Annotated in this window: 21 protein-coding genes; 19 read left to right on the plus strand and 2 right to left on the minus strand. The window is 41.3% G+C overall.

Annotated elements, in window-relative coordinates:
• Positions 1–13 precede the first annotated feature (13 nt).
• The 9 genes from T356_RS20625 to ppdK all read left to right on the plus strand — a co-directional run bounded on the left by T356_RS20625 (position 14) and on the right by ppdK (position 11,066).
• Entirely contained in the window at positions 14–1,492 is a 1,479-nt protein-coding gene (locus tag T356_RS20625) for a hypothetical protein (protein WP_051563491.1), read from the plus strand.
• Between the two features lie 79 nt (positions 1,493–1,571).
• Positions 1,572–2,705, plus strand: coding sequence for a DUF6688 domain-containing protein (locus T356_RS19795; RefSeq protein WP_051563492.1), 1,134 nt, complete (start codon positions 1,572–1,574; stop codon positions 2,703–2,705).
• Between the two features lie 27 nt (positions 2,706–2,732).
• On the plus strand, positions 2,733–3,092 hold the full coding sequence (locus T356_RS0115710; protein WP_026515314.1) for a hypothetical protein: 360 nt from the start codon (positions 2,733–2,735) through the stop codon (positions 3,090–3,092).
• Between the two features lie 529 nt (positions 3,093–3,621).
• Positions 3,622–4,110, plus strand: coding sequence for a hypothetical protein (locus tag T356_RS0115715; RefSeq protein ID WP_026515315.1), 489 nt, complete (start codon positions 3,622–3,624; stop codon positions 4,108–4,110).
• A gap of 6 nt (positions 4,111–4,116) precedes the next feature.
• Positions 4,117–5,190 (plus strand): DUF6688 domain-containing protein, encoded by a 1,074-nt coding sequence (locus T356_RS19800; protein WP_051563493.1) that lies wholly within the window; start codon positions 4,117–4,119, stop codon positions 5,188–5,190.
• A 49-nt stretch (positions 5,191–5,239) separates the two neighbouring features.
• Positions 5,240–6,361, plus strand: coding sequence for a DUF6688 domain-containing protein (locus tag T356_RS19805; RefSeq protein ID WP_051563494.1), 1,122 nt, complete (start codon positions 5,240–5,242; stop codon positions 6,359–6,361).
• A gap of 127 nt (positions 6,362–6,488) precedes the next feature.
• A complete protein-coding gene (locus tag T356_RS0115730) occupies positions 6,489–7,013 on the plus strand; it encodes a nitroreductase (protein ID WP_026515316.1) in 525 nt (174 codons plus the stop codon).
• 194 nt (positions 7,014–7,207) lie between these two features.
• Positions 7,208–8,107 (plus strand): glycerophosphodiester phosphodiesterase family protein, encoded by a 900-nt coding sequence (locus T356_RS0115735; RefSeq protein ID WP_035781362.1) that lies wholly within the window; start codon positions 7,208–7,210, stop codon positions 8,105–8,107.
• A gap of 130 nt (positions 8,108–8,237) precedes the next feature.
• Positions 8,238–11,066: a pyruvate, phosphate dikinase gene (gene ppdK, locus T356_RS19810; RefSeq protein WP_035781479.1), complete on the plus strand. Its 2,829-nt coding sequence runs from the start codon at positions 8,238–8,240 to the stop codon at positions 11,064–11,066.
• Between the two features lie 353 nt (positions 11,067–11,419).
• On the opposite strand, the gene T356_RS0115745 is transcribed toward ppdK, so the two are convergent.
• Positions 11,420–12,766 (minus strand): MATE family efflux transporter, encoded by a 1,347-nt coding sequence (locus T356_RS0115745; RefSeq protein ID WP_026515318.1) that lies wholly within the window; start codon positions 12,764–12,766, stop codon positions 11,420–11,422.
• Between the two features lie 140 nt (positions 12,767–12,906).
• Positions 12,907–13,647 (minus strand): hypothetical protein, encoded by a 741-nt coding sequence (locus T356_RS0115750; RefSeq protein ID WP_026515319.1) that lies wholly within the window; start codon positions 13,645–13,647, stop codon positions 12,907–12,909.
• Between the two features lie 200 nt (positions 13,648–13,847).
• Here T356_RS0115750 and T356_RS0115755 point away from each other — a divergent pair, with 200 nt between their 5' ends.
• The 10 genes from T356_RS0115755 (at position 13,848) to T356_RS0115800 (ending at position 24,163) form a co-directional block, all read left to right on the plus strand.
• Entirely contained in the window at positions 13,848–16,373 is a 2,526-nt protein-coding gene (locus T356_RS0115755) for a DUF342 domain-containing protein (RefSeq protein WP_026515320.1), read from the plus strand.
• 140 nt (positions 16,374–16,513) lie between these two features.
• Complete coding sequence (locus T356_RS0115760; RefSeq protein WP_051563495.1) at positions 16,514–17,197, plus strand: F0F1 ATP synthase subunit A; 684 nt, start codon at positions 16,514–16,516, stop codon at positions 17,195–17,197.
• A 21-nt stretch (positions 17,198–17,218) separates the two neighbouring features.
• Positions 17,219–17,437 carry an ATP synthase F0 subunit C gene (gene atpE / locus T356_RS0115765; protein WP_026515322.1) on the plus strand — a complete coding sequence of 73 codons (219 nt, stop codon included), beginning with the start codon at positions 17,219–17,221 and terminating at the stop codon, positions 17,435–17,437.
• A 27-nt stretch (positions 17,438–17,464) separates the two neighbouring features.
• Entirely contained in the window at positions 17,465–17,956 is a 492-nt protein-coding gene (locus T356_RS0115770; RefSeq protein ID WP_026515323.1) for a F0F1 ATP synthase subunit B family protein, read from the plus strand.
• A 268-nt stretch (positions 17,957–18,224) separates the two neighbouring features.
• Positions 18,225–19,736 carry a F0F1 ATP synthase subunit alpha gene (gene atpA / locus T356_RS19815; RefSeq protein ID WP_051563512.1) on the plus strand — a complete coding sequence of 504 codons (1,512 nt, stop codon included), beginning with the start codon at positions 18,225–18,227 and terminating at the stop codon, positions 19,734–19,736.
• The gene (gene atpG / locus T356_RS0115780) at positions 19,723–20,664 is read left to right on the plus strand and encodes an ATP synthase F1 subunit gamma (protein WP_026515324.1); all 942 of its coding nucleotides are present in this window, start codon (positions 19,723–19,725) and stop codon (positions 20,662–20,664) included. Before atpA ends, atpG begins: the two co-directional genes overlap by 14 nt.
• Entirely contained in the window at positions 20,661–22,052 is a 1,392-nt protein-coding gene (atpD, locus tag T356_RS0115785) for a F0F1 ATP synthase subunit beta (RefSeq protein WP_026515325.1), read from the plus strand. The genes atpG and atpD overlap by 4 nt, the downstream gene beginning before the upstream one ends.
• A gap of 3 nt (positions 22,053–22,055) precedes the next feature.
• Positions 22,056–22,481 (plus strand): ATP synthase F1 subunit epsilon, encoded by a 426-nt coding sequence (gene atpC, locus T356_RS0115790; protein ID WP_051563496.1) that lies wholly within the window; start codon positions 22,056–22,058, stop codon positions 22,479–22,481.
• A 14-nt stretch (positions 22,482–22,495) separates the two neighbouring features.
• A complete protein-coding gene (locus T356_RS0115795; protein WP_026515327.1) occupies positions 22,496–23,080 on the plus strand; it encodes a hypothetical protein in 585 nt (194 codons plus the stop codon).
• 33 nt (positions 23,081–23,113) lie between these two features.
• Positions 23,114–24,163, plus strand: a complete 1,050-nt coding sequence (locus tag T356_RS0115800) for an acyltransferase family protein (RefSeq protein ID WP_026515328.1) — start codon at positions 23,114–23,116, stop codon at positions 24,161–24,163.
• The last annotated feature ends 17 nt before the right edge of the window (positions 24,164–24,180 follow it).

Raw genomic sequence — 24,180 nt, forward strand, 5'->3', positions numbered from 1 at the left:
TGAGTGACAGGTTATGAAAAACAACCGTAAAGTTGATGAAGTAATTGAGATTGCAATGCCTACAGAGTATGAAGAGGAAAAGGTGTGGGCGAAGAAAAATGTAAATAAGTTTTTGGTGCTAAATCGTGTGACGCATATTCTTTCGATTATTTTACTTATCTCGCTGTATATGCAGACGCGAGGGATGATAGGGGAGTATATATTCGTTCCTATATTATGGGCTTTTTTTATTATTACCTGCATTTATTCGAAGCGCAGAAAGAAATTTATAAATGAACTGACATGTAAAGTACAAAAGGAGTGTAGTCCTGATGAAGGGCTGACACGTTATTGTTATTATCTGCAAAAGATCAGAAAGAAAAAGATAAATTTATCGGGGATATATTTTTATGTCGGCGTGGCATTGGTTCGTTCGGGACAAAATAATGCTGCGGGCAAGATAATAAAGCTTATTGATCTTAACTGTAAGGGTAAAAACAGTATTTTTTTCAGAGAATGTATTCGTTCCCTTGTGGCGGAATACTATATGGATGCGGAGAGTTTGCATGATTGTGCAACTACGGTTCAGAAGCTGAAAATCAGATTCAAAAAAGGAAGCATGGTTGAGAAAGAATATAACAGGCTGTTATTAAATGACAATTTTGCTTTTGGATTTGAAAACGGAAAGTATGAAGAGCTGCGCAAGGAGCTGACGGCTCGTTTTAATGAAGAAAAGATATTACTTGATAAAGTATCGATAGCTTATAAGATATATCTTTTGGCCAAGAAAACAGAAGATACTGATAAAGCTGAAGGATGCAGACGATACATTTTGGAGAACGGCGGAACGACATGGTACAGGAAGGCTGTTGAAGACGGTTTTGCCAGAGAAATGAAAAAGTCTGATTTTCCGGACTATGGGGTGAGCGAGGAGAAGCTTAAAGCCTCGAGCAAGATAAATCCGAGAAGATTCATAATTCTTGCAGTGTATTTTTTCCTGGCATATACGATTGCCGTTAAGCCTTTCATGATCGGATATAGTTTCAGGAAAGCTACCGAGGATGAGATAGAAAACTTTGGCGGAGCTAAGATCTGCAGTATATACAGCCTTGTAGAGTATAAAAACTTTCCGAAGGCATACGGACAGCTTATGACTTTGTTCGGAGATGCGGATTCTGAGACTGAGGATCTTGAAAATCAGTATACATACTTTATATGTGCGATGAAGAAAAACGGCGAGAAACATATTATTATGGCATACAGCGGAGCGACGGGGCCTGCCATCTGCGGGACTGAAGATGATGAAAAGGCAGCTAAGGAGCTAGTAAAGCTGATTCGCAGGACTAAGCCGAAGGATTATGACTACGAAGGTTATTATATGGACGGTCCATGTAAGGAATATATGGGAGTTAAGCATGGCAGACCATATATGCGTGAAGAGGAGCTTAATCTTTCGAATGAAGAGTTTAATGAACTATGGGAGCGCATTTGCGGCGGAGAGAGTGACGGATAAGGGAGCTAATTGTAATTAGAGGTATGAATATTTTTAATGATGCATTATGGGGATAATGCATGTGGGGAGGAAAGAGTTTATGGGGAAGCTTAATTTGGTTATTGAGATTATGGTTTTTGCGATTCCGATCGCGATTACGATTTTTAATTTGATCTGTATGCTTTTTATGTATAAGCAGGATGATATTGATATAGGGCGATTTACCGATCTGAGGAATTTGGTATGGGCAATAACACTGATTGTCGGAAGCATTGCTTCATATCTATGGCTTGATTTAACCGGGGTGAAGTTTTTTTATCGCTGGAATACACAGCTTTATGGTAACGATCTTCATCAACCGGTGTGGTCGGGGGCTCTTTTGACGCTTGCAGTTATAGCTACGCTGGGATTTATTGGGGCGCTTGTTCTAAAAAGCAGTAATGTAAACGGAGTTCCTCCGCTTATTACGGTTTTTTGTATTGCTTCAATGTATCTGGCGCTTACGATAATGGTGATCTTTGCTATTCAGCTGTCAAATGAATTTAATTATGTCTGGCCATGCTATATATTCCTTGCGAATGTTTTGATGATGTCGATCACTATAATCAGGATGAAGATTTCACAGTGGAACAGTGTTGAACAGCACTGCAGTGAGAATTACGGAAAAAATGCTTATATCAAGAAGTTAAACACAATACTTTTAAAGTCTGAGAAATGGCCTGTTTATGCGCTATTGTTTATGATACCGATCTTGGGAATAATTGTTGCGGTGCTGGTACTTTTTGGACAGGAACCGACTGCAATCATAAAGGTGTGGACGGAGACTTCGGATTGGGCATTATCTCAGAGAATTGGGCCACAGAATCTTCCAAGTGACGGACATTATCTGTGCACTGTGGCAGCAGGCGGACATAAGAGAATTGTAAAACCGCTCAGGATGGGTGAAAGACATGGGCATGAGATTGTTGTGAATCGCCAGCTTATGATAGCTAACGCATTTGAGAATGTTCTTGAGGAAAAAACTCCGAGGATGCACAGGGGTATCAGAGATTTTTATGATAAGTACGGATTTCCCATTGCGAACTATATTAGGAATAATAAGATTGCCTGCGACATAACTTATTTTGTGATGAAACCTTTGGAGTGGATTTTCCTTGTGGTTCTGTATCTTGTTGATGTGAATCCCGAGAACAGGATCGCAGTGCAGTATATGCCAAGGAAACAGGCTTGCTGATAAGTTATGCGGGTTTAGAGAAATGATATGAAGATATTTAGAGATAATAAAGAAAAAACGGTCGTGATGATAGGCTTAGGTTCAGTTGCTGTTGCGGCGATGCCATTTATTATAATAGCCATTATTCTAAGCGGAAATCGCAAGGCTATTTATAAATCTCCGGAAGGAACAAACAGGATAACGTTAAAGTATGATTTTGTGAGCAGGCCGTCAGTGATATACAAAGGCGATACGATCTGGGAATACCAGGGCGCAGGCTTTATGGAAGATGTGTCTTTTGATATTGACTGGATTTCAGAGGATTCTTTTTATATAAGATATGAGGATGAAATGCATGATGGAAAGTTTGCGGAGGAGTTTGAGATAACTCTGCCGCAGGGGAAGTGATTGGAATTGGCAATTTGCAATTGAAGCCACAGATAAGAAGGGAATAATGAGTATTAGTTATCTGTGAATTATGGTGGCGTTACTCAATAAGGCTCGAGAAAGTGTTTGGAAATACAGATAAGAAGAGAATGATTTGCATTATTTATCTGTGATTTCTGGACATATTATGCATAAGAAGTACTGAAAATCCAGATAAACAAAGGATAATTGGTATCAGTTATCTGTGTTTTCAGGACTTGCGTTGCATAGAATTGTGAAAAAACACAGATAAAAGTGGTATAAGTGATCTTGATTATCTGGAAATCGGTTATGGATTACATGGAAAGAGGTATATAAACACAGATAAGAGTGACATAAGAGCTAATGGTTATCTGTAAATTATATATTTGGTGTAAAGAGATAAGCATTGAAGCACAGATAAAGGCGACGTAGTTTGATGATCAATCTGTAGAAGCAAGTACATAAACGCAAAATAATACAGGTGCTTGCATGGATATAAGAAAACCATAATATCGCTTGGATAGGATGAATGAATAACATAGAAGAAAAAGCAGATAGAATAGATAGACAGCAAGAATATGAAGATGAAGATAGAGATGACGAGACTCCTTTTATGAGTTCTTTTCCGGGAGTGCTTGTAGCTATGGTTGCAGGAGCAATCTTTGAAACAGTATATCTGATTGTCGGTGATCTTGGGATTGGCTACCTGATAGATCGTTTTGGCGGAGGCGAGATGCTCGTATTGGGCTATGTGGCAATTGTGGCAATAATAGGTTTTTGTATTCTGACCGGATGTGATATAAGTGGCATTAGCTTTGTGGTAGCCGCTTTCTTGACTCATAAATTCTGGGAAATACATGACAGTGTTGTGTACTACAGACTTCATGGTAAGTTTATGCCTATGGCGGATGATATGGGATATTGCTTTTTCTTGATGATGCTTGGGAGCATTTATATTATATGGATTCCTGCGATAATTATCGCTGTAATAATAAAAAGAAAAGATACGGAGAATTGATTAGATATGCTTCTTGGTACTGCGTTTACCTTGGTGAACTTTTTGGGGATGATCCGAAATAGCGACGAATATAAGGATTCAAGGCCTTTTGTTTGGATAGCAACGTTGATCGTGGGAAGGATATATGTTTTTTTGTGGCTGGCATATTTTAATGTTGGCATGGGTGATTGGAATGTTCAGCTATATAACGATGAGTTACATGATTATATATGGTCCGGAGGATGGATTACAATAAAGGTAATATACATTATAGGACTTATTGGCGGGATTATACTATTTAAGAGAGATGTAAATAAAACTCCGCCTCTTGTGACGGTTCTTTGCATCGCATCTATGTATCTTGCACTGGGAGTTTTGGTGGTGCAATGTATACAGATGAACAAGAACGGAATAGCGGCGATGTGTTTTTTATATGTGCTAAATATTTTTATGATGGCAATTACTTTGCTTAAAATAAAGATACAGGAATGGTACAGTGTCAAAGAACATAGTGTCGAAAACTATGGTAAAAATGCTTTTATTATTAAAATGAATAAATTCCTTATGAAGGCATGGGCTTGGCCAATTGTTGCGATTTTATTTATGATGCCTTTACTGGGAATTATAATTGCAGTACTTGTTCTCTTCGGACAGGAGCCTGATGCAATCGTGAAGGCATGGACAGAGACTGCTGACTGGACCTTTTCGCAGAGAGTGGCACCACAGAATCTGTATTATGATGAACATTATCTGTGCACGGTGGCAGCAGGCGGACATAGGAAAATTGTAAAGCCGCTCAGGATGGGCGAAAGACATGGACATAAGGTTATAGTGAACCGCCAGCTTATGATAGCGAATGCGTTTGAAAATGTTCTTGAAGAAAAGACACCGAAGATGCATCGTGTTATAAGGAATTTTTACGATAAGTACGGATTCCCGATTGCAGATTATATAAGAACGAACAAGGTTGCTTGTGACATAACCTATATTGTCATGAAGCCGCTTGAGTGGCTGTTTCTCATCGTGTTATATCTTGTCGATGTAAATCCGGAGAACAGGATTGTAGTGCAGTATATGCACAGGAGTACAGATAAACAGTGATGAGAATTAGTTGATAATGTTGTTTCTATTTTTCTTAAGTGAGTAAAAAATGGAAGATGTAATTTCAAATATATATCAATTGCTGTTCTTTATAGGTATAGTGTTTGTTCCGGTGGCATGCTTTGGGAATTTTGAATATCTTTTTTTCGGATGTAAGAAAAAGAAGATAAGGAATATCATTTGGCTTTTAACTCCTATTGTAGGGCTGTTTGATACATTTAATTGTCTGTGGCTCTGCGAGGTGCAAGTTACCAAATTATGGAGCGAGCAGCTTTATAATAATCAGACACACCAACCTCTTTGGCTTGGCGGTATTGTGACTTTGGGTGTTATATTTGCTGTTGGAATAGCAGGTGCCGTTATTCTTGTAGCTACAGATGTAAATAAGGTTCCCCCTCTTGTGACGGTTCTTTGTATTGCTGCAATGTATCTTACGCTTGCAATCTCATTGGCGTGGAGTGTTCAGGTAATAAGATCACTGGACGGAATGCTTATAATGCTTTGTCACATACTGCCCGGAAATCTCGTCATGATTGCAATCACAATTATCAAGGAAAAGATAAAGCAGTGGAACGGCGCCGAGCATCATGCGGATAATGAATTTGGAAAAAATACTTTTATCAAAAGATTGAATTTGATTCTTATGAAATCAGAAAAATGGCCAATCTATGCGGCTGTACTTATGTTACCTCTACTTGGCGTGATCGTTGCGATACTTGTTTTGTTCGGGCAGGAGCCTGATGCAGTCATCAAAGTATGGACGGAAACGTCGGACTGGACATTGTCGCAAAAGGTTGGACCGCAGAATATATATTATGATGAACATTATCTGTGCACGGTGGCAGCAGGCGGACATAGGAAAATTGTAAAGCCGCTCAGGATGGGCGAAAGACATGGACATAAGGTTATAGTGAATCGCCAGCTTATGATAGCGAATGCGTTTGAAAATGTTCTCGAAGAAAAGACACCGAAGATGCATCGTTTAATAAGAAATTTTTACGATAAGTACGGATTCCCAATTGCAGATTATATAAGAACGAACAAGGTTGCCTGTGACATAACCTATATTGTTATGAAGCCGCTTGAGTGGCTGTTTCTCATTGTGTTATATCTTGTCGATGTAAATCCGGAGAATAGAATTGCAGTACAGTATATGCCAAGCAAAAATTAATAATGATCGAGATAAGCACTATATCGGTAGTTTTGGCAGGTATAGTGCTTATGTTATAATGAAGACCAAGAAGAAATAAATAGTAGGATGAAAACTAAAAGCATTTGACAGATTAAAGGAGCGGGATATGAACGAGACTTTGAAGGTACTTGAGAGTAGACGTAGCTGTAGGAGTTTTAAGCCGGATATGATCAAGAAGGAAGAGCTTGATGCTATTATTAAGGCTGGAACATATGCTGCAAACGGAATGGGGCAGCAGAGCCCGGTGATCATTGCGGTGACAAGCAAGGAACTTCGCGATTCTGTCTCTGAGGAGAATAGGAAGATCGGCGGATGGGATGAGGGATTTGATCCTTTTTACGGAGCGCCGGTCATTTTGATTGTTCTTGCGGATAAGAGTATGCCTACGCATGTTTATGACGGATCGCTGGTCATGGGTAATCTGATGAATGCGGCGGAGAGTCTTGGAGTTGCAAGCATCTGGATTCACAGGGCAAAAGAGGAGTTTGATTCCGATTTTGGTAAGAATCTTCTTAAGAAACTTGGAATCACCGGTGACTACGAGGGAATCGGACATTGTGCACTCGGATATGCCGCACAGCCGCCAAGAGAAGCTGCGCCGAGAAAAGAAGATTATGTTTATTTTGCTTAAGAATAGTCCCATGCACATAAAATTTATAGACCGATAATTCAGCTAAGTCTGATATTATCGGTCTATTTTTTTGCGAGGTAATTAAAAATATATGAAATTATTTCGTTTAACTCATTTAATTGTTGCGAATTATACAATAAGGCAGTAAAATATGTAGCAGACGTGTTAAAAAATTATCAGTAGGAAGTGGATTAATGCTTTTTATTAAGGTTTTGTGCGTAGCAGCACCTATAATGGTCGTTCTTTATTTACTTATGATCATGCCGAGGGTAGTGCATAAACCTGAAAGATTACCTCATGTAGGTGTGCGATATGCGCACCGCGGACTTCATGACAACACATCCGATGCACCTGAGAATACAATGGCGGCTTTTAAGAAAGCGGTGGATGCAGGATACGGAATAGAGTGTGATGTCCAGCTTACCAAGGATGGGATTCCGGTTATTTTTCACGATTTTACACTTGCCAGAGTGGCGAGATATGCTGAGGGGGATATCCCTGCAGATGCAGTGAAGAATAGTGACGGGACATTCGGAGTTAAGGGTAAGGTAATTGACTATACATATGAAGAGCTTCAAAGGTTTCATATTCTTGATTCTGTTGAAAAAATCCCCAAATTCGAAGATTTTTTGGCGCTTGTAAACGGCAAAGTTCCTCTTATTGTGGAACTTAAGATTGAATTTAAAAACTGTTCGGTTTGTTCGAAAGCAGATGCACTTCTTTCATCATATAAGGGAGTTTATTGCATTGAGTCCTTCAATCCGCTTGGAATCCTGTGGTATAGGATACACAGGCCGCAGATAATGCGAGGACAGCTCTCTGATGAGTTTCATAAGGAGTCGCCTTCAGAATTTAACAGTTTTCTTTATTTTGCGCTTACAAATCTTATGCTGAATTTTTTGACCAGACCTGATTTTATAGCATACAATCACAAGTATCCGGGTAACCTGTCTTTATGGCTATGCAGGCACCTGTACAAAAATGTTACCGCGGCCTGGACCCTTAAGAGCGAAGACGATCTTAAGAGAGCAGAGCGGAATTTTGATATTTATATATTTGACAGTTTTGTTCCGCAGAACGGACCAAAAGTGTGATATTAGAGGTTTTTGGGATAATTATCCGCATTTATATACACGGTAAGTGTTTTCAGCGGTAGTTATAAATAATAAGAAATACATGAAAGGTACCGGTTTTTTATTATCCGGTAAGAAAGGTAAGACAAAAATGGCGAACAAGTGGGTTTATATGTTCAACGAAGGTAACATGACAATGCGTAACCTTCTCGGTGGTAAGGGTGCAAACCTTGCTGAGATGACAAGTATTGGCCTTCCTGTACCTCAGGGATTCACAATCACAACAGAGGCATGTACACAGTACTATGAGGATGGTCGTAAGATTAACGACGAGATCATGGCTCAGGCTATGGACGGCGTTAAAAAGATGGAAGAGATCAATGGTAAGAAATTCGGAGACCTTCAGAATCCTCTTCTTGTTTCTGTTCGTTCAGGAGCTCGTGCTTCTATGCCCGGTATGATGGATACAATCCTCAACCTCGGTCTTAACGATGAAGTAGTTGCAGCAATGATCAAGGGAAATCCCGATCCTGCATTCGAGCGTTTCGTATATGATTCATATCGTCGTTTCATCCAGATGTTCTCTGACGTAGTTATGGAGGTTGGTAAGAAGTACTTCGAGCAGCTTATCGACCAGATGAAAGAGAAGAAGGGTGTTAAGTTCGACGTTGACCTTACAGCAGCTGACCTTAAGGAACTTGCAGAGCAGTTCAAGGCTGAGTACAAGAATCAGCTTGGCAAGGACTTCCCTTCAGATCCTGTAGAGCAGCTTAAGCTTGCTATCGAGGCTGTATTCCGTTCATGGGATAACCCTCGTGCTAACGTATATCGTCGTGATAACGATATCCCTTACTCATGGGGAACAGCTGTTAACGTAATGCCTATGGTATTCGGTAACCTTAACAATGAGTCAGGTACAGGTGTTGCATTCACTCGTGATCCTGCTACTGGTGAGAATAAGCTTATGGGTGAGTTCCTTATTAATGCACAGGGTGAGGACGTAGTTGCAGGTGTTCGTACACCTATGCCTATCGCTCAGATGGAGAAGGAGTTCCCTGAGGCATACGCTGAGTTCATCAAAGTATGTGATACTCTTGAGAACCACTACCATGACATGCAGGATATGGAGTTCACTGTTGAGAACAAGAAGCTCTATATGCTCCAGTGCCGTAACGGTAAGAGAACAGCTCCTGCTGCTCTTAAGATTGCTTGCGACCTCGTTGATGAGGGACACAAGACTCCTGAAGAAGCAGTTGCTATGATCGATCCTCGTAATCTTGATACACTTCTTCACCCTCAGTTCGATACTGCTGCTCTTAAGGCTGCAACACCTATCGGAAAAGGTCTTGGTGCATCTCCCGGAGCTGCTTGCGGTAAGGTTGTATTCACAGCTGATGACGCAGTAGAATGGGCTGCAAGAGGCGAGAAGGTTGTTCTTGTTCGTCTTGAGACATCACCTGAAGATATTACAGGTATGAAGGCTGCTCAGGGTATCCTTACAGTTCGTGGTGGTATGACATCACACGCTGCCGTAGTTGCTCGTGGAATGGGTGAGTGCTGCGTATCAGGTTGCGGTGACATCAACATGGACGAAGAAAACAAGAAGTTCACACTTGGTGGAAAGACATTCACAGAGGGAGACTTCATTTCAATCGATGGTACAACAGGTAACATCTATGAAGGACAGATCGCTACTGTAGACGCTCAGATCGCAGGCGAGTTTGGACGTATCATGGCTTGGGCTGATCAGTTCAGAAAGCTTAAGGTTCGTACAAACGCTGATACTCCTGCTGATGCTAAGAAGGCTAGAGAGCTCGGTGCTGAAGGTATCGGTCTTTGCCGTACAGAGCACATGTTCTTCGAGGAAGACAGAATTGCTGCATTCCGTGAGATGATCTGCTCAGATACAGTTGAAGAGAGAGAAGCTGCACTTGATAAGATTCTTCCTTATCAGCAGAATGACTTCAAGGCTCTTTACGAGGCACTTGAAGGAAATCCTGTTACAATCAGATTCCTTGATCCCCCGCTTCACGAGTTCGTTCCTACAACAGAGGACGAGATCAAGAAGCTTGCAGATGCTAAGGGCAAGAGCGTAGAAGATATCAAGGCTATCATCAATTCTCTTCACGAGTTCAACCCTATGATGGGACACAGAGGATGCCGTCTTGCAGTTACATATCCTGAAATTGCTAAGATGCAGACTAAGGCTGTTATCCGTGCTGCTCTTGAAGTTCAGAAGGCACACGCTGACTGGAACGTTAAGCCTGAGATCATGATTCCTCTTGTTTGCGAAGTAAAAGAGCTTAAGAACGTTAAGAAGGTAGTAGTAGAGACAGCTGACGCTGAGATCGCTGCTGCAGGCGCTAAGCTTGAGTACGAAGTTGGTACAATGATCGAGATCCCCAGAGCTGCTCTTACAGCTGATGAGATCGCTAAGGAAGCTGACTTCTTCTGCTTCGGTACAAACGACCTTACACAGATGACATTCGGATTCTCTCGTGATGATGCTGGTAAGTTCCTTGATGCTTACTATGATGCAAAGATCTTCGAGAACGATCCTTTCGCTAAGCTTGACCAGACAGGTGTTGGTAAGCTTATGGAGATGTCACTTAAGCTTGGTAAGCCCGTTAATCCTAGTCTCCACGTTGGTATCTGTGGTGAGCACGGTGGTGATCCTTCATCAGTTGAGTTCTGCCACAAGATCGGTCTTGACTATGTATCATGCTCACCTTTCCGTGTACCTGTTGCAAGACTTGCTGCTGCACAGGCTGCAATCGCTGAGAAGAGCGCATGCTGCGGTTCAAAGACTATCGTAGATGACGAGACAAAGGAAAAGCTTAAGGAAGCTGCTGAGAAAGCTACAGTTATCGCTAAGGAACTTGCTGAGACATCAGCTGAGGTTGCTAAGGCTGGACTTGCTGGACTTAAGGCTGGACTTGAGGAAGCTAAGAAAGTTTACAATAGCTCAAAGAAGAACTAATAGCTTATACAATAGAGGCTGTCGCACCGGAGTGATCTGGTGTGGCAGCCTTTCTTTACACCCGGCCACAAAGGGATATGTTCGGAGATGCGCTGTGTACGTCTGCGGCGTGATTTCCATAAATTCTAAAACAGATAAATGCCTCATTTCATGTTATTCAGAACAATCGGCATTTATCTGTTTTGGAATTTTGGAAATCATCGTCCTCGTCCGAATACAGCGCATCCCCGAACATATACCTTTGTGGCCGGGCTGTCTATGAAATGGCGGTAGACGCAAGAATACGAGCTTCGAGAAGCTCAGTGTTTTGCGAGAAGATGTGTTTGGGGAATAAATTTTTTTACTGTATTAATTCAGATGGCTTTTTCTTTATTGCGGATTTCGTAGAAATATACAACAAAGAGTATTAGATCGGCGAGGATCCAGGCGCTGACTTCGCCGTAGAAGATGCCGGTGTAGCCTATGATTTTTGTCATGACTGTTGCGCATAGAACTCTCATTAATAGTTGTCCTGCGCTGGATATCATGGGGACAAGGGTGTTTCCGATGCCTTGTAATGCGGCTCTTACGATGTAGAGGGTGTAGAGAAGGGGGTAGAAGAGGCCGATTATAAGGAGGTATTGGCGGCCGTATGAAAAGGCCATGGGGGAGGTCTTTTCTGCTTCGACGAATAATTTCATGGAACTTTCGCCGAAGAATATCATGATGAAGGAGCAGATTAGTGCTGTCACTATACCGAGTAAGAGCGCGGATTTTACGCCTGAATGGATGCGGTCGATCTTTTTGGCTCCGTAGTTTTGGGAGACGTATGCAACTATAGCCATTCCGTATGATGAAGCGGCTATTTCGAGAAGGGTGTATGTTTTTCCGCCAATTATATAACCTGATAGGAAATCTATTCCGAACATGTTTACGTTTCGGATTACTATAAGACCTCCTATTGCGGTGATGATGCTTTGAATGGCCATTGGAAGGCCGGTGCTTATAAGTTTGTGGAATATATGCTTTTCTTTGTAAGAGTTTTTGCCAATTTTTTCTTTTATAGATTTAATCTTGAGAACATGATAGCCGCATATGATCATGACAAGGCATTCTGAAAGGATTGTTCCCAGTGCGGCTCCGGCAACGCCTAAGTGCATTATGCATATGAAAAGAAGGTCGAGAACGATGTTACAGAGTGATGATATTGTCATTGCCAATAAAGGAATATGGCTGTTTCCGCGGCTTCTAAGAGTTGCGGCGAAGAACTGATAAAAGATAAGAAAAGGAATTCCTGCGAATATGACGGCGGCATATGTATATGCGTAGTCAAATGCCTCGGGCAGTGTGCCTATCAAATTCAGAAAAGGTCTTAAACATATGAGAAGTATCGGGATGAGTAAAATGGAAATAATGATGCATATGGTTTGAGCCTTTTTGTAGTAATAATAAAAAGCCTGTTCATTCTTTTCGCCGTACTTATTGCCCAAAAGCACTGAGAATCCCTGAATCAGTCCGATCAATGAAGCGGTTACGAGAAAGATGAGCCAATCGGTGCCTCCGATTGAGGTTATTCCAAGAGCACCTATTTTCTTGCCTATGATAATGCTGTCAACGACAGTATATAGCTGCTGGAATATATTTCCCAATATCATGGATGAAGAAAAAGAAAGAATGAGTTTGAAGGGATTGCCTGTTGTCATGTCCTGATCTTTTGCCATTGTGTCTGATTTTCTCCCTGTTTTATTTTGAGTAGATTTGAAATAGATTATCAAATAAAAAGTAGGAGACGAGTATCTGTATATCGCTTCCTACTTTCTGATTTGCTTATTTATAATATACCACAATTTGCGTTAGCCGATCATTCTAATGTTGTTGCATTTAACAGCTCGGCATCATATTCATCGTCAAGGCCTGATGCATCGTAAAGTGAAATGTAGTTATCTTTGACAAGGCATAATATTCTTCTGTTTAACTTGGCGCCGTTGAATGTTCCTGAAATCTTAAGTGAAGGATGTTCTTCGCCTAAGAAAGTGACTTTTTCAACTTCTGCAGTTATACCGGTTAAACCTTGTCCTTCAAAATCTTTTACAACTGTTTCTTTTTCGGCTTCGAGAATGGCTTCTTCAGTATTTGCAGAGCCGATTTTTTTGAGCGTTACGGTAACGTTTCTACCTTTGGTATTGTCGATTGCATATGCAGCTGTTATGGACGCGCCGTCATCAAGAGCTTTTTTTGCGGCTTTATTGTTTTTAAAAATATCTATGTCACCGATTGAGGTGTTTAGAGACTTGATTTCTTCTTCGGTTGCGAAACGGTATCCGTCGCTAAGAGTGAACTTGATGTTATAAACCTTGTTCTCATAAGTGTTTCCGCTTATTGAACCGGCAACAGGATCGCTCGTATCCGGAGTTTCGTCTTCTTCAGATGCTCCTTCTGAAGCTTCGCTGCTTGATCCTTCAGAAGCTCCATCATCGGGAATTGATTCAAATATGTTTGAGTCTCCCGGATTGCCTTCAGAATTATTTTTACCTGCCGAACAAGCGGTAGAACTTGCTGTTAGCGCAAGGGCCAACATTATTATTATAAATTTCTTTTTCATAAAACTTTCTCCCAAAAAATCTATTTTTCAAACAAAAGCAAGTTAATTTTAGCATATGAATTCATGAAATGCTACTATAAAATTAACAAAAACATCTCTTGAGGGGTAAATGTAATAATGATAAAATTATAATAAGATATAGAGAAACAGTTGCTTGTAAATAATCTAAAATATCGGACCGATTGGGAGAAGTGACATCTATGGATGCTCAGGAACTTGGATTAGGACTTGATCTTGAAAATGAAACGATGTCTTACTCCGGTCTCTCTTCACTTAACAAGAACGCACTGGAGAGAGAACTAGAGATGTGCAAGAAACTGGGAGCTGATGCTGAAAAGCTGAGGGCTCTTAATTTTAATGCGCTTCAGCTTTCGGAGATACGAAAAGGTATCATTGACAAAGTTGATGTTGCAAAATATATGGATCCCAGAAAATCATGGACTGAGATGGAAGAGCTTAGACTTGAAATGACTCAGAACATTGATATGAGTTCTTACAGAAAACAGGGATTTGATGTCCAGCAGCTTGCTCAGATACGAAAGGGTATCGCTGCCGGAATTGATGTGTCCGTTTATGCCAAGAAGGAATACTTCGCCGATCAGATGAGAGAATTGCGAATAGGTCTGAGCAGAGGAGAAGGTGTTCCAATCATATTCTTTCAGGACCCTGCGTTCGACAGCCTTCAGATGCGTGAGATCAGAAAAGGGCTGGAAGAGGGTATCGATATTTCCAATTATGCTTCCGTTGATATTCCTTATATGAAGATGAGAGCGATAAGAAAAAGTGCAGAGGATGGACTTTTCTTTAGTGATGCTCATATAAGGAATTTTAATGCAAGTATTCTTGAACAAATGCATGCGGCATATAATGACAAGGTCGATATTATTCCATATATAAAAGAAAAGTATGATGCAGAGCAGATAGAACAGATAAGACTCTGCCTTAAGGAAAAAATCAATATTGATAAATACATCAATCCTGAAATGAGAAGTGATGCGATAAAGGAAATAAGAATTGGTCTTGAAAATGGTGTTGAAGTAGGAAGGTATGCAGATGCGTCTTATGGGTGGCAACAGATGTATGAGATGCGCATAGGACTGGAACATCAGATTGATATAACACCTTATTGCAATCCGCTTTATCAGGCAGATCAGATGAAAGAGCTAAGGCTTGGTATAGAAGAGGGACTTGATATCAGTGCGTACTCCTCAATGATGTATACCGCCCGCGACATGCGTCGTATAAGAGAACGCATAATGGGTGAAGGTTACGGCTTTGTCGATCGCGATAAACATGACAATGAAGCTTTAGACAGAACTGAGGGTGTCCCTAATGAGACAGTGCTTCTTAATTATATGCTTGAGAACAGAGATGAGTTTCTATCTTTTACTTCCGATGAGATGATCTGCTGGATTCAGCTTCCTACAAGAAATGACGGAGCGGCATATACAGAGGATCTTATAATGAGCTTTTTGGTCCAGTGCAGGATAATGGCCGGGATTGACAAAGAAGCTATCGGAAAGATGCTGAGCAAGCTCAACCCGAACGAAAAATATGTCATTGCTGCAGGCAAAGCTCCGGTTGACGGGGTTGACGGTTATTATGAGTTTTTGATAGATCTCGAGCAGGAACAAGAGCCGACAATCCTAAGCGATGGAACGGCCGATCTTTCTAATATAGAGGCGATCAAACAGGTTAAAGCCGGCGATAAGATTGCAATTTATCACAAGGCAAAAAAAGGAGAAGACGGTTATAACGTATACGGAGAAGCACTAAGAGCCAAAAACGGAAAAGAGATTCCTATCCTTAAGGGTGATGGATTCATGATACTAAATGACAGAGTTACTTATGTTGCTAAATATTCGGGTGCCATAAGTATGGTGGATGGTGTGATCAATATCGAGAAGATAATGATCGTTCCTGAGGTTAAGATAACGGACAAGAAGATTGTCTATGACGGAGTTGTTTATGTGACCGGCGATGTGCATTCCGGTAGTGGTATAGATGCATCGGGGGATGTTATCATAGGCGGACATATGGAAAGCTCTGAAATAGTTAGCGGAAGAAATGTTATCATTAAAGGGGGTGCGACATGTCCTATAAGAGGCTCGATAAAAGCTAAAGGAGATGTCTCAGCGAAATTCTTTGAGGGTGTGATAATACATGGAAAGAACATTTCCGCTAACTATTTCATAAATTGTAATGTTGTTGCCACAGGGTTGATAAAGACATACGGAAGAGTAGGTACTATATACGGCGGAAGCTGTCAGAGTCTTTTTGGCATAGAGACCGCATCTGTCGGAAATAAAGCAGGTGCCAAGACGATTGTCACACTTGGAGTCAACAATACCATTCTTACAGAGCTTAGTAATATAAATAAATCTATAAGCAGAGAGGAAGAAGAATTAAACAGTCTGAAGGTTCAGAGAGACAGGCTGGCTGAAGATGCTTCAACCGACAGACAGATAATGCAGTGGAAGATAAAAGTCAATGCGGCTATCGGAATGAAAGAGGGCAAGATAAAAGACCTTATTGAGAAAAAAAATAAGGTGCAGGCCGAGATTGACAAGGGAAGTGAAGCAAGAGCAACGATAACGGAAGTTGCCTATTCGGGAACTGTTTTTGTTATAGACGGAATGGCGCTAAAAATCGAACAAGATCGCAAAACATATGACAAACTGACCATTAAGGCAAGTGCTGACAGAGAGAGTATTGAAGTTATATAGAAAGTAATAATGAATTATAAAAAGAGCTTTTATTATGCTTAAGACACCAAGTTAAGCAAAGTCAGAGCTCTTTTTTTGCATTGCATTATCAAAGCGGATTTTCTATAATTATATGTATATTTTCGGGGAAGGTATACGACATGAAAGATGTACTTAATGAACTTTTAATGGAAGACAAAACGTTCTTGAGGATCCCTTTTGGAGACGGAACCATAGATATTTTCAAATCCGTTGTGATAACGTGGGGAGTTACGGTTTTCTTGCTGATCCTTATGTTGTTTTTGACAAGAGATTTCAGGGTGCATAACATTTCTAAGAGGCAGGCCGCTGTTGAGAGTTTTGTAATCTGGATCAGAAATATGACCGGTGATATGCTTGGAGAAGAGGCGATAAAGTATGCTGATTATATGGCTACAGTGCTTATTTTCATAACTTTTTCAAATATGGTCGGTCTGTTTGGATTTACACCGGCAACAATGGACCTTAATGTCACTATTGCACTTGCGGTTATGAGCATTATTCTCGTTGAAGCGGCAGGGTTCAGAAAAAAGGGAGTAAAGAACTGGTTTAAAGGTTTTGCACAGCCTATGGCAGTAATAGCGCCGATGAATGTTCTGGAAATTGTGATCAAACCATTGTCTCTTTGCATGAGACTTTTTGGTAACGTTCTCGGAGCTACAGTTATTATGGAGCTTATAAAATGTGTTTTGCCGTTTATATTACCGGCATTGTTCAGTGTGTATTTTGACATATTTGACGGAGCAATCCAGGCATATGTCTTTGTCTTTTTGACGTCATTATACATAAAAGAAGCCGTAGAATAATACGGCACAAGGAGGAAAAAAATGGATTTAACAGCAATTGGAGCAGCTATCGCTGCATTTACAGGATTAGGAGCAGGTTTGGGAATCGGTATCGCTACAGCAAAAGCTACTGATGCGGTTGCAAGACAGCCCGAAGCGGACGGAAAGATACTTAAACTTCTTGTTTTGGGATGCGCGCTTGCGGAAGCTACAGCTATTTATGGCTTTGTAGTTGCAATCATGATTATTCTTTTAAAATAATTTTCAGGCAAAAAAAGGGGTTATAACGTGTTAACTATTAGTGTGACAAACATCGTTTGTATTATAATTAATCTTTTGATCATCTATTTTCTGACAAAGAAATTTCTTTTCGGCAGAGTAGATGCTATTCTCGCACAGAGAAGAGAAGAAGTTGAAAGTGCCACAAAACAGGCTGAGGCAGCCAAGCAGGAGGCACTTGATGCAAAAAAAGATTACGAGGACAAGATCGCTCATGTCGATGAGGAGAAGGAGCAGATCCTTGCTGATATAAAGAAGCAGGGATATGCGGAATATGAGCGCATTGTCGGTGATGCCAGGAAAAAAGGCGATCAGATCATTGTTGAAGCTAAGCACAATGCGGAAGTTGAGAATGAGCGTGCCAAAGAGGTTTATGCTGCCCAGCTTACCGATATGGTTATTGATGCGGCATCGAAGATTGCTGCAACAAAGCACAGTGCTGCCGATGACAAAGAGTTATATGACAAATTTATAAACGAAGCCGGAGCAAATAATGAGTGAAATTTTAAAAGCTAAACTGCGCTATGCGGGCATTGCTCCCAGTGAGGATCAGATTTCCAAGATTAAAGGGATTCTCCTTAAGAAGTTTGAGGTTTCCGAAATAGACCTTGAACTTGTGCAGGATACCTCAATCGGCGGAGGTTTTATCGTATCATGCAAGAACTATGAATACGACTGGTCCGATGCGGGAAGAGCAAGGCAGCTTCGAGCAGAATTAAATAATCTGAGCAGGAAGACCGGAGACAGTGAAACAGGCAAGATAATAAGCATGCTCAGCAGTAAAGTTGAGAACTTTGATCTTGCAATAGGCGACAGAGAAGTCGGAACGGTAACCTGGGTCGGTGACGGAATCGCAAATATCGATGGTATCGAGCATGCTTTTTATGGCGAGATTATCGAGTTCGAGGGTGGCACCAAGGGAATGGCTCAGGATATAAGGGAAGACCATATAGGCTGTATCCTTTTTGGAAACGATACGGGAATAAGACAGGGGACCAGAGCTGTCAGAACGTATAAAGAAGCCGGAATACCTGTAGGTGAGGCATTTATTGGAAGAGTAATAGATGCTCTCGGAAATCCTGTCGATGGACTCGGAGATATTAAGGAATCAGGGTACAGGCCTGTTGAGCAGCCTGCTCCCGGTATTGTTGACAGACAGTCTGTAAATGAACCGATGGAAACAGGAATTTTGTCCATTGATACTATGTTCCCCATAGGGCGCGGACAGAGAGAACTTATCATTGGTGACAGACAGACCGGAAAGACATCTATTGCCCTTGATACCATCATTAACCAGAAGGGCAAAAACGTAATATGTATCTATGTTGCGATCGGTCAGAAAGCTTCTACCGTCGCAAAGATCATACAGACACTTAAGAAAACGGGAGCTATGGACTACTCAATAGTTGTAAGTTCAACTGCTTCTGACATGGCACCGCTTCAGTATATTGCGCCTTATTCGGGAACTGCAATGGCTGAGTATTTCATGCATCAGGGAAAAGACTGTCTTATTGTTTATGACGATCTTTCCAAGCATGCGGTGGCATACAGAGCGCTCTCACTTCTTCTTGAGAGATCACCGGGAAGAGAAGCTTATCCCGGAGATGTTTTTTATTTGCATTCAAGACTGCTTGAGAGATCAAGTAAGCTTTCATCTGAGCTTGGCGGAGGTTCAATTACGGCACTTCCCATTATTGAGACACAGGCGGGTGATGTATCGGCATATATTCCCACCAATGTTATTTCTATCACGGACGGACAGATCTTCCTTGAGAGCGATCTGTTCTTTGAAGGAATGAGACCTGCGGTAAACGTCGGACTTTCCGTATCCCGTGTAGGAAGCTCTGCTCAGACCAAGGCTATGAAGAAAGCAGCGGGAAGTATAAGAGTAGATCTTGCACAATACAGAGAAATGGCTGTGTTTACTCAGTTTAGTTCGGATCTTGACGAGACGACAAAGAAACAGCTTGCACACGGTAACGTGCTTATGGAGCTGCTCAAGCAGCCTCTTGAGCATCCTCTTGCCATGCACGAGCAGGTAATTATCCTTGTTGCCGTCGGTGCGGGCAGACTTGATTTGATTCCTGTAAAGAAAGTCAGGGAGTATAAAGAGAAACTTCTTGCGTATTTTGATACGGAACAGGGCGATATCTGCGAAGAACTTATTAAGAGCGGAGATATGTCCGAACAGTTAAAGAAGAGAATTCTCGACGCCGTTGATGAGTTTAACGACAGCGAGAACAAGAGACTTAAGGAAGAATTGGAAAGTGGCAACCATTAAAGAAATCAGGGATCGTATAAACAGCGTAAACGATACCAGAAAAATTACAAATGCGATGTATCTGATCTCTTCTACAAAGCTTCGAAGAGCGAAGAAGATGCTCACCGATACCGAGCCTTTCTTTTTTGCAACTCAGGCGATGATCTCGCGACTTGTAAGACATTTGCCTGAAGGAGTTGACAACATCTTTTTGGAGACAAGGCTCGATATTCCTGAGGATGAGAGAAGAAGAGGCTACATAATCTTCACTGACGACAAGGGACTTGCGGGTTCATATAATCACAATGTCATTAAACTTGCTGAAGAGAAGATAGAGGGTGACAAAGGAGATTGGAAACTCTTTGTCATAGGAGAAGTCGGCCGTTTTCATTTCATTTCCAAGAATGTCGACATTGAAGAATCATTTATGTTTACGTCTCAGAATCCGACTCTTCACAGAGCAAGGAAGATAGCGGCTGAAATTCTTGATTATTATTACTCAAGAAAACTGGATGAGTTCTATATCATCTATACAACCGTTCAGGGCGCTAAGATCGAGACGAGATATGAAAAGCTTCTTCCTCTTGAGATTATTACGGATATCAAAAGAGAGACGCCGGTAGCGGGAACCATGCTGGAAGAATTCCTTATGGAGCCCAGCCCCTCGGCGATTCTTGATAATATAGTGCCGAATTATGTTACGGGATTTATCTACGGTGCTTTGGTAGAAGCATTTTGCAGCGTTCAAAGTGCCAGAATGATGGCGATGGATTCGGCAAACAAAAATGCCGAGAAGATGATCGCCGAACTTCAAAGGACCTATAACAGACAGAGGCAGGCAATGATAACTCAGGAAATAACCGAAGTTGTCAGCGGAGCTAAGGCTCTTAAGAATGCCAAGCTTGCCAAAGAGAGAAAAGATAAGCAGAAAACGAGGAATTACAGTTGAAAAACGGTAAGATTTTACAGGTCATGGGACCTGTTGTAGACGTACAATTTGAGGACAACGATCTTCCTTATATCAGTGATGCGCTTTATGTTATCGTTGAAGAGCAAAAGCGTGTCATGGAAGTTGCCCAGCACATCGGTGACAATGTTGCAAGATGTATTATGTTATCACCAAGTGAGGGACTTAGTAAGGATATGGAAGTTTATCTTACGGGAGGACCTATAAGTGTTCCTGTCGGAGATGAAGTTCTGGGAAGACTTTTTAATGTTCTTGGTGACTCTATTGATAATAAAGGTGAAGTCAAGACTTTAGAGAAATGGAATATTCACAGAGAACCGCCAAGGCTCGTTGATCAGAGCCCTGTTGTCGAGATTCTTGAGACGGGAATAAAAGTTATCGACCTTCTTGCGCCATATGCAAAAGGTGGTAAGATTGGTCTTTTTGGTGGTGCCGGTGTCGGTAAGACTGTCCTTATTCAGGAACTTATCCAGAATATCGCGACGGAGCACGGCGGATATTCAATATTTACGGGAGTTGGCGAAAGATCACGTGAAGGTAATGACCTTTGGAGTGAAATGAACGAGTCGGGCGTTATAAATAAGACAGCGCTTGTCTTCGGACAGATGAACGAGCCACCCGGAGCAAGAATGCGTGTTGCGGAGACCGGACTTACAATGGCTGAGTACTTCAGAGATGTTAAGCATCAGGACGTGCTTCTTTTCATAGATAACATATTCAGATTCGTTCAGGCAGGCTCCGAGGTTTCTTCACTTCTTGGAAGAATGCCTTCAGCGGTAGGTTATCAGCCTACTCTTGCTACGGATCTTGGTATGCTTCAGGAGAGAATCACATCAACAAGACTTGGATCGGTTACATCCGTTCAGGCGGTATATGTTCCGGCGGACGATCTGACTGACCCTGCTCCGGCAACGACTTTTGCGCATCTTGACGCAACTACGGTTCTTTCACGTAAGATAGTTGAACAGGGAATTTATCCCGCTGTTGATCCTCTTGAGTCTTCAAGCAGAATCCTTGAAGAGGATATTGTCGGCAAAGAGCATTACGAGACCGCAATTAAAGTTCAGGAGATTCTCCAGAAGTACAAAGAGCTCCAGGATATCATCGCTATCCTTGGAATGGAAGAACTCAGTGATGAAGATAAGATAACTGTTTACAGAGCCAGAAAGATACAGAGATTTTTGTCTCAGCCTTTCCATGTTGCTGAGCAGTTTACAGGTATAGAAGGAAAGTTTGTACCTCTTGCCGATACTATTAAAGGCTTTAAGGCTATTATTGACGGTGAGATGGATGAGTACCCGGAGGCAGCTTTCTTCAATGTCGGAACTATTGAGGAAGTTGTCGAGAAGGCGAAGCAGATCGAGGCATAAAATATGAATGGTAATAAGGTGATGACCTTTGGATTAAGGGTAATTTCCGTCAACGGAATATTTTATGACGACAGGGCAGAGGAGATCATTTTACCATGTGCGGACGGTGAACTCGCAGTTCTTGCCAATCATGAAGAAATGATACTTGCGTTATCGGATGGTGTTATCAAGATTAAAAAGCCCGGTGGGGAGTGGCTTTATGGAGTAGTAAGTCTTGGTTCTGTTCAGGTTGCAAATAACAGATGCATTGTACTTGTTAATACCGTGGAGAGACCTGAAGATATCGATAAACAAAGAGCTAGGGAGGCTTATGAATTTGCGATGGAGCACCTGCAGCAGAAGCAGTCCATCAAAGAATTCAAGAAATCACAGGCCGGTCTTGCGAGAGCGCTTACAAGACTTAAGGCCGCATCAAAATACAGTGATTGATTATGGAGAAAGTTTTGGAAAAGAAGAGAAAATTCGAAATTGCAAAGATTGTTTTTAGTATATCTTTTTTTATGGTATTTACTGCTTTGACGGGGTGTGGCAAGGAAGAGGACAGCGCTCTTTCGGCTTATAAAGTGAGCATGTCGGAGTTTTATGATAAGCTTGCCGAGTATGACAATTCTATAAACAGCATCAATCCCGATTCGGATTCTGCAAAAGAAGAGCTTTTGGGCTATCTTGATCAGATGAATGATACTTACAAGGCTATGGGGGATCTTAAGGTTCCGAATGAGTTTTCGGGCATTGCGGATCTTGCGACCGAGGCCAAAGATTATATGCAGAAAGCAAACGATTGCTATCATAAGGCATATGACGGTGAGTTTGATGAAGAGAGTTTGTCTCTTGCAAGTCAGTATTATGAGAGAGCAAATAAAAGAGCATTTATCATGCTGCAGGTTCTTCACGGAGAAAATCCTTCAGATGACAGTGTTTCTGTAACAACGGAAGATGCTTATCAATTTGCGACCATAGATGATGATGAAGGAGCGGAAGAGTCAGAAGAAACAGAAGAAATGATAGAGATGGAAAGCACTGAGTAATATCAGTGCTTCTTTTCTGACAAAAGAAAAAATATGAAAGAGAATAATTTTCTACATCTTGTTAGTTTTATAGCATGTATGCTTGTTATCGTTATACATACAAGATTTCCCGGAAATTTCGGAGTTGTTATGGAGGCTGTCAGCAGAATTGCTGTGCCTTATTTCTTTGCTCTTTCCGGAAGGTTTCTTTTAAGAGACGGCGATGACGATACGTGCAAAATTCGTCTCAAATGCGGAAAATATCTTATAAAGATACTGAAGATCACAGGAATCGTGTACGTTGTCTATTTTGTTTTTTCACTGGCAGTTCATATCTATTTGGGAGATGCAATCGGTGAGTGGCTTGTTTCAAAGTATTCGCCCCGGGAGGCGATTTGGTTTTTCTTATTTAACTCGGGCACATTTGTATATGATTCTGCTTTTGTATTCGATCATATGTGGTTTCTTTTTGCGCTTATTTACTCGGTTGGACTGATATATATATTCGCCGGCGTTCTCAGAAAGTGGTACAAAGTGCTTATCGCAGGGCTTCTTTTTATGTTATATTTTGGAGAGGCGCTTCAGACATATTATCCGATAAGGCCTTTTGATATCAGCATTACAACCTGGTATGTCATGAGAAACTGGCTTTTTGTCGGACTTCCGTTTGTACTTCTTGGAATTCTTTTTGCTGATATTTTCAGGAAAAAGAAAGAAGAATACGCAGATTCTTATGCCGAAGTGATGAACGGGAAGAAGCCTTTATTTATTCTTACGATCGCGGCGGGAATCATCATGTCGGTCGCCGAGGCTTTTATCTTTGGGAAAAAAGAAGTCTTTATCGGTTCACTTGTTGCGGTTATCGGAATATTTCTTTTGTCCGAATGTGAAGTGGCGGCCGGAAAATTCTTGTATAAGATCGGTAAAAAAAGTTCCAATGTAATTTACTATTATCATGTACTTGTTATTGCGGTACTTGATAGATTATCATATAGCGGGGTGATACCTTATCCGCCAATGTGGCTTAAGCCTGTTTTGGTGATGGCACTGTGCCTTTTGATTTTTTATTTTGCCCCGGTTTTTTTAAAGAAAAGATTTGAATAATAAAAGGAAAATGTTCT

Origin of the sequence: Butyrivibrio sp. LB2008 (assembly GCF_000621565.1) — a bacterium.
Classification (GTDB): domain Bacteria; phylum Bacillota; class Clostridia; order Lachnospirales; family Lachnospiraceae; genus Butyrivibrio.

Coding starts and splice junctions, on each gene's coding strand:
- T356_RS0115745 (WP_026515318.1), bottom strand. CDS start 12,766: ATGGCAAAAGATCAGGACATGACAACAGGCAATCCCTTCAAACTCATT.
- T356_RS0115750 (WP_026515319.1), bottom strand. CDS start 13,647: ATGAAAAAGAAATTTATAATAATAATGTTGGCCCTTGCGCTAACAGCA.
- T356_RS20625 (WP_051563491.1), top strand. CDS start 14: ATGAAAAACAACCGTAAAGTTGATGAAGTAATTGAGATTGCAATGCCT.
- T356_RS0115715 (WP_026515315.1), top strand. CDS start 3,622: ATGAATAACATAGAAGAAAAAGCAGATAGAATAGATAGACAGCAAGAA.
- T356_RS0115730 (WP_026515316.1), top strand. CDS start 6,489: ATGAACGAGACTTTGAAGGTACTTGAGAGTAGACGTAGCTGTAGGAGT.
- atpE (WP_026515322.1), top strand. CDS start 17,219: ATGGATTTAACAGCAATTGGAGCAGCTATCGCTGCATTTACAGGATTA.
- T356_RS19800 (WP_051563493.1), top strand. CDS start 4,117: ATGCTTCTTGGTACTGCGTTTACCTTGGTGAACTTTTTGGGGATGATC.
- T356_RS0115755 (WP_026515320.1), top strand. CDS start 13,848: ATGGATGCTCAGGAACTTGGATTAGGACTTGATCTTGAAAATGAAACG.
- T356_RS0115800 (WP_026515328.1), top strand. CDS start 23,114: ATGAAAGAGAATAATTTTCTACATCTTGTTAGTTTTATAGCATGTATG.
- atpC (WP_051563496.1), top strand. CDS start 22,056: ATGAATGGTAATAAGGTGATGACCTTTGGATTAAGGGTAATTTCCGTC.
- T356_RS19795 (WP_051563492.1), top strand. CDS start 1,572: ATGGGGAAGCTTAATTTGGTTATTGAGATTATGGTTTTTGCGATTCCG.
- T356_RS19805 (WP_051563494.1), top strand. CDS start 5,240: ATGGAAGATGTAATTTCAAATATATATCAATTGCTGTTCTTTATAGGT.
- ppdK (WP_035781479.1), top strand. CDS start 8,238: ATGGCGAACAAGTGGGTTTATATGTTCAACGAAGGTAACATGACAATG.
- T356_RS0115735 (WP_035781362.1), top strand. CDS start 7,208: ATGCTTTTTATTAAGGTTTTGTGCGTAGCAGCACCTATAATGGTCGTT.
- atpA (WP_051563512.1), top strand. CDS start 18,225: ATGCTCAGCAGTAAAGTTGAGAACTTTGATCTTGCAATAGGCGACAGA.
- T356_RS0115760 (WP_051563495.1), top strand. CDS start 16,514: ATGAAAGATGTACTTAATGAACTTTTAATGGAAGACAAAACGTTCTTG.
- T356_RS0115710 (WP_026515314.1), top strand. CDS start 2,733: ATGAAGATATTTAGAGATAATAAAGAAAAAACGGTCGTGATGATAGGC.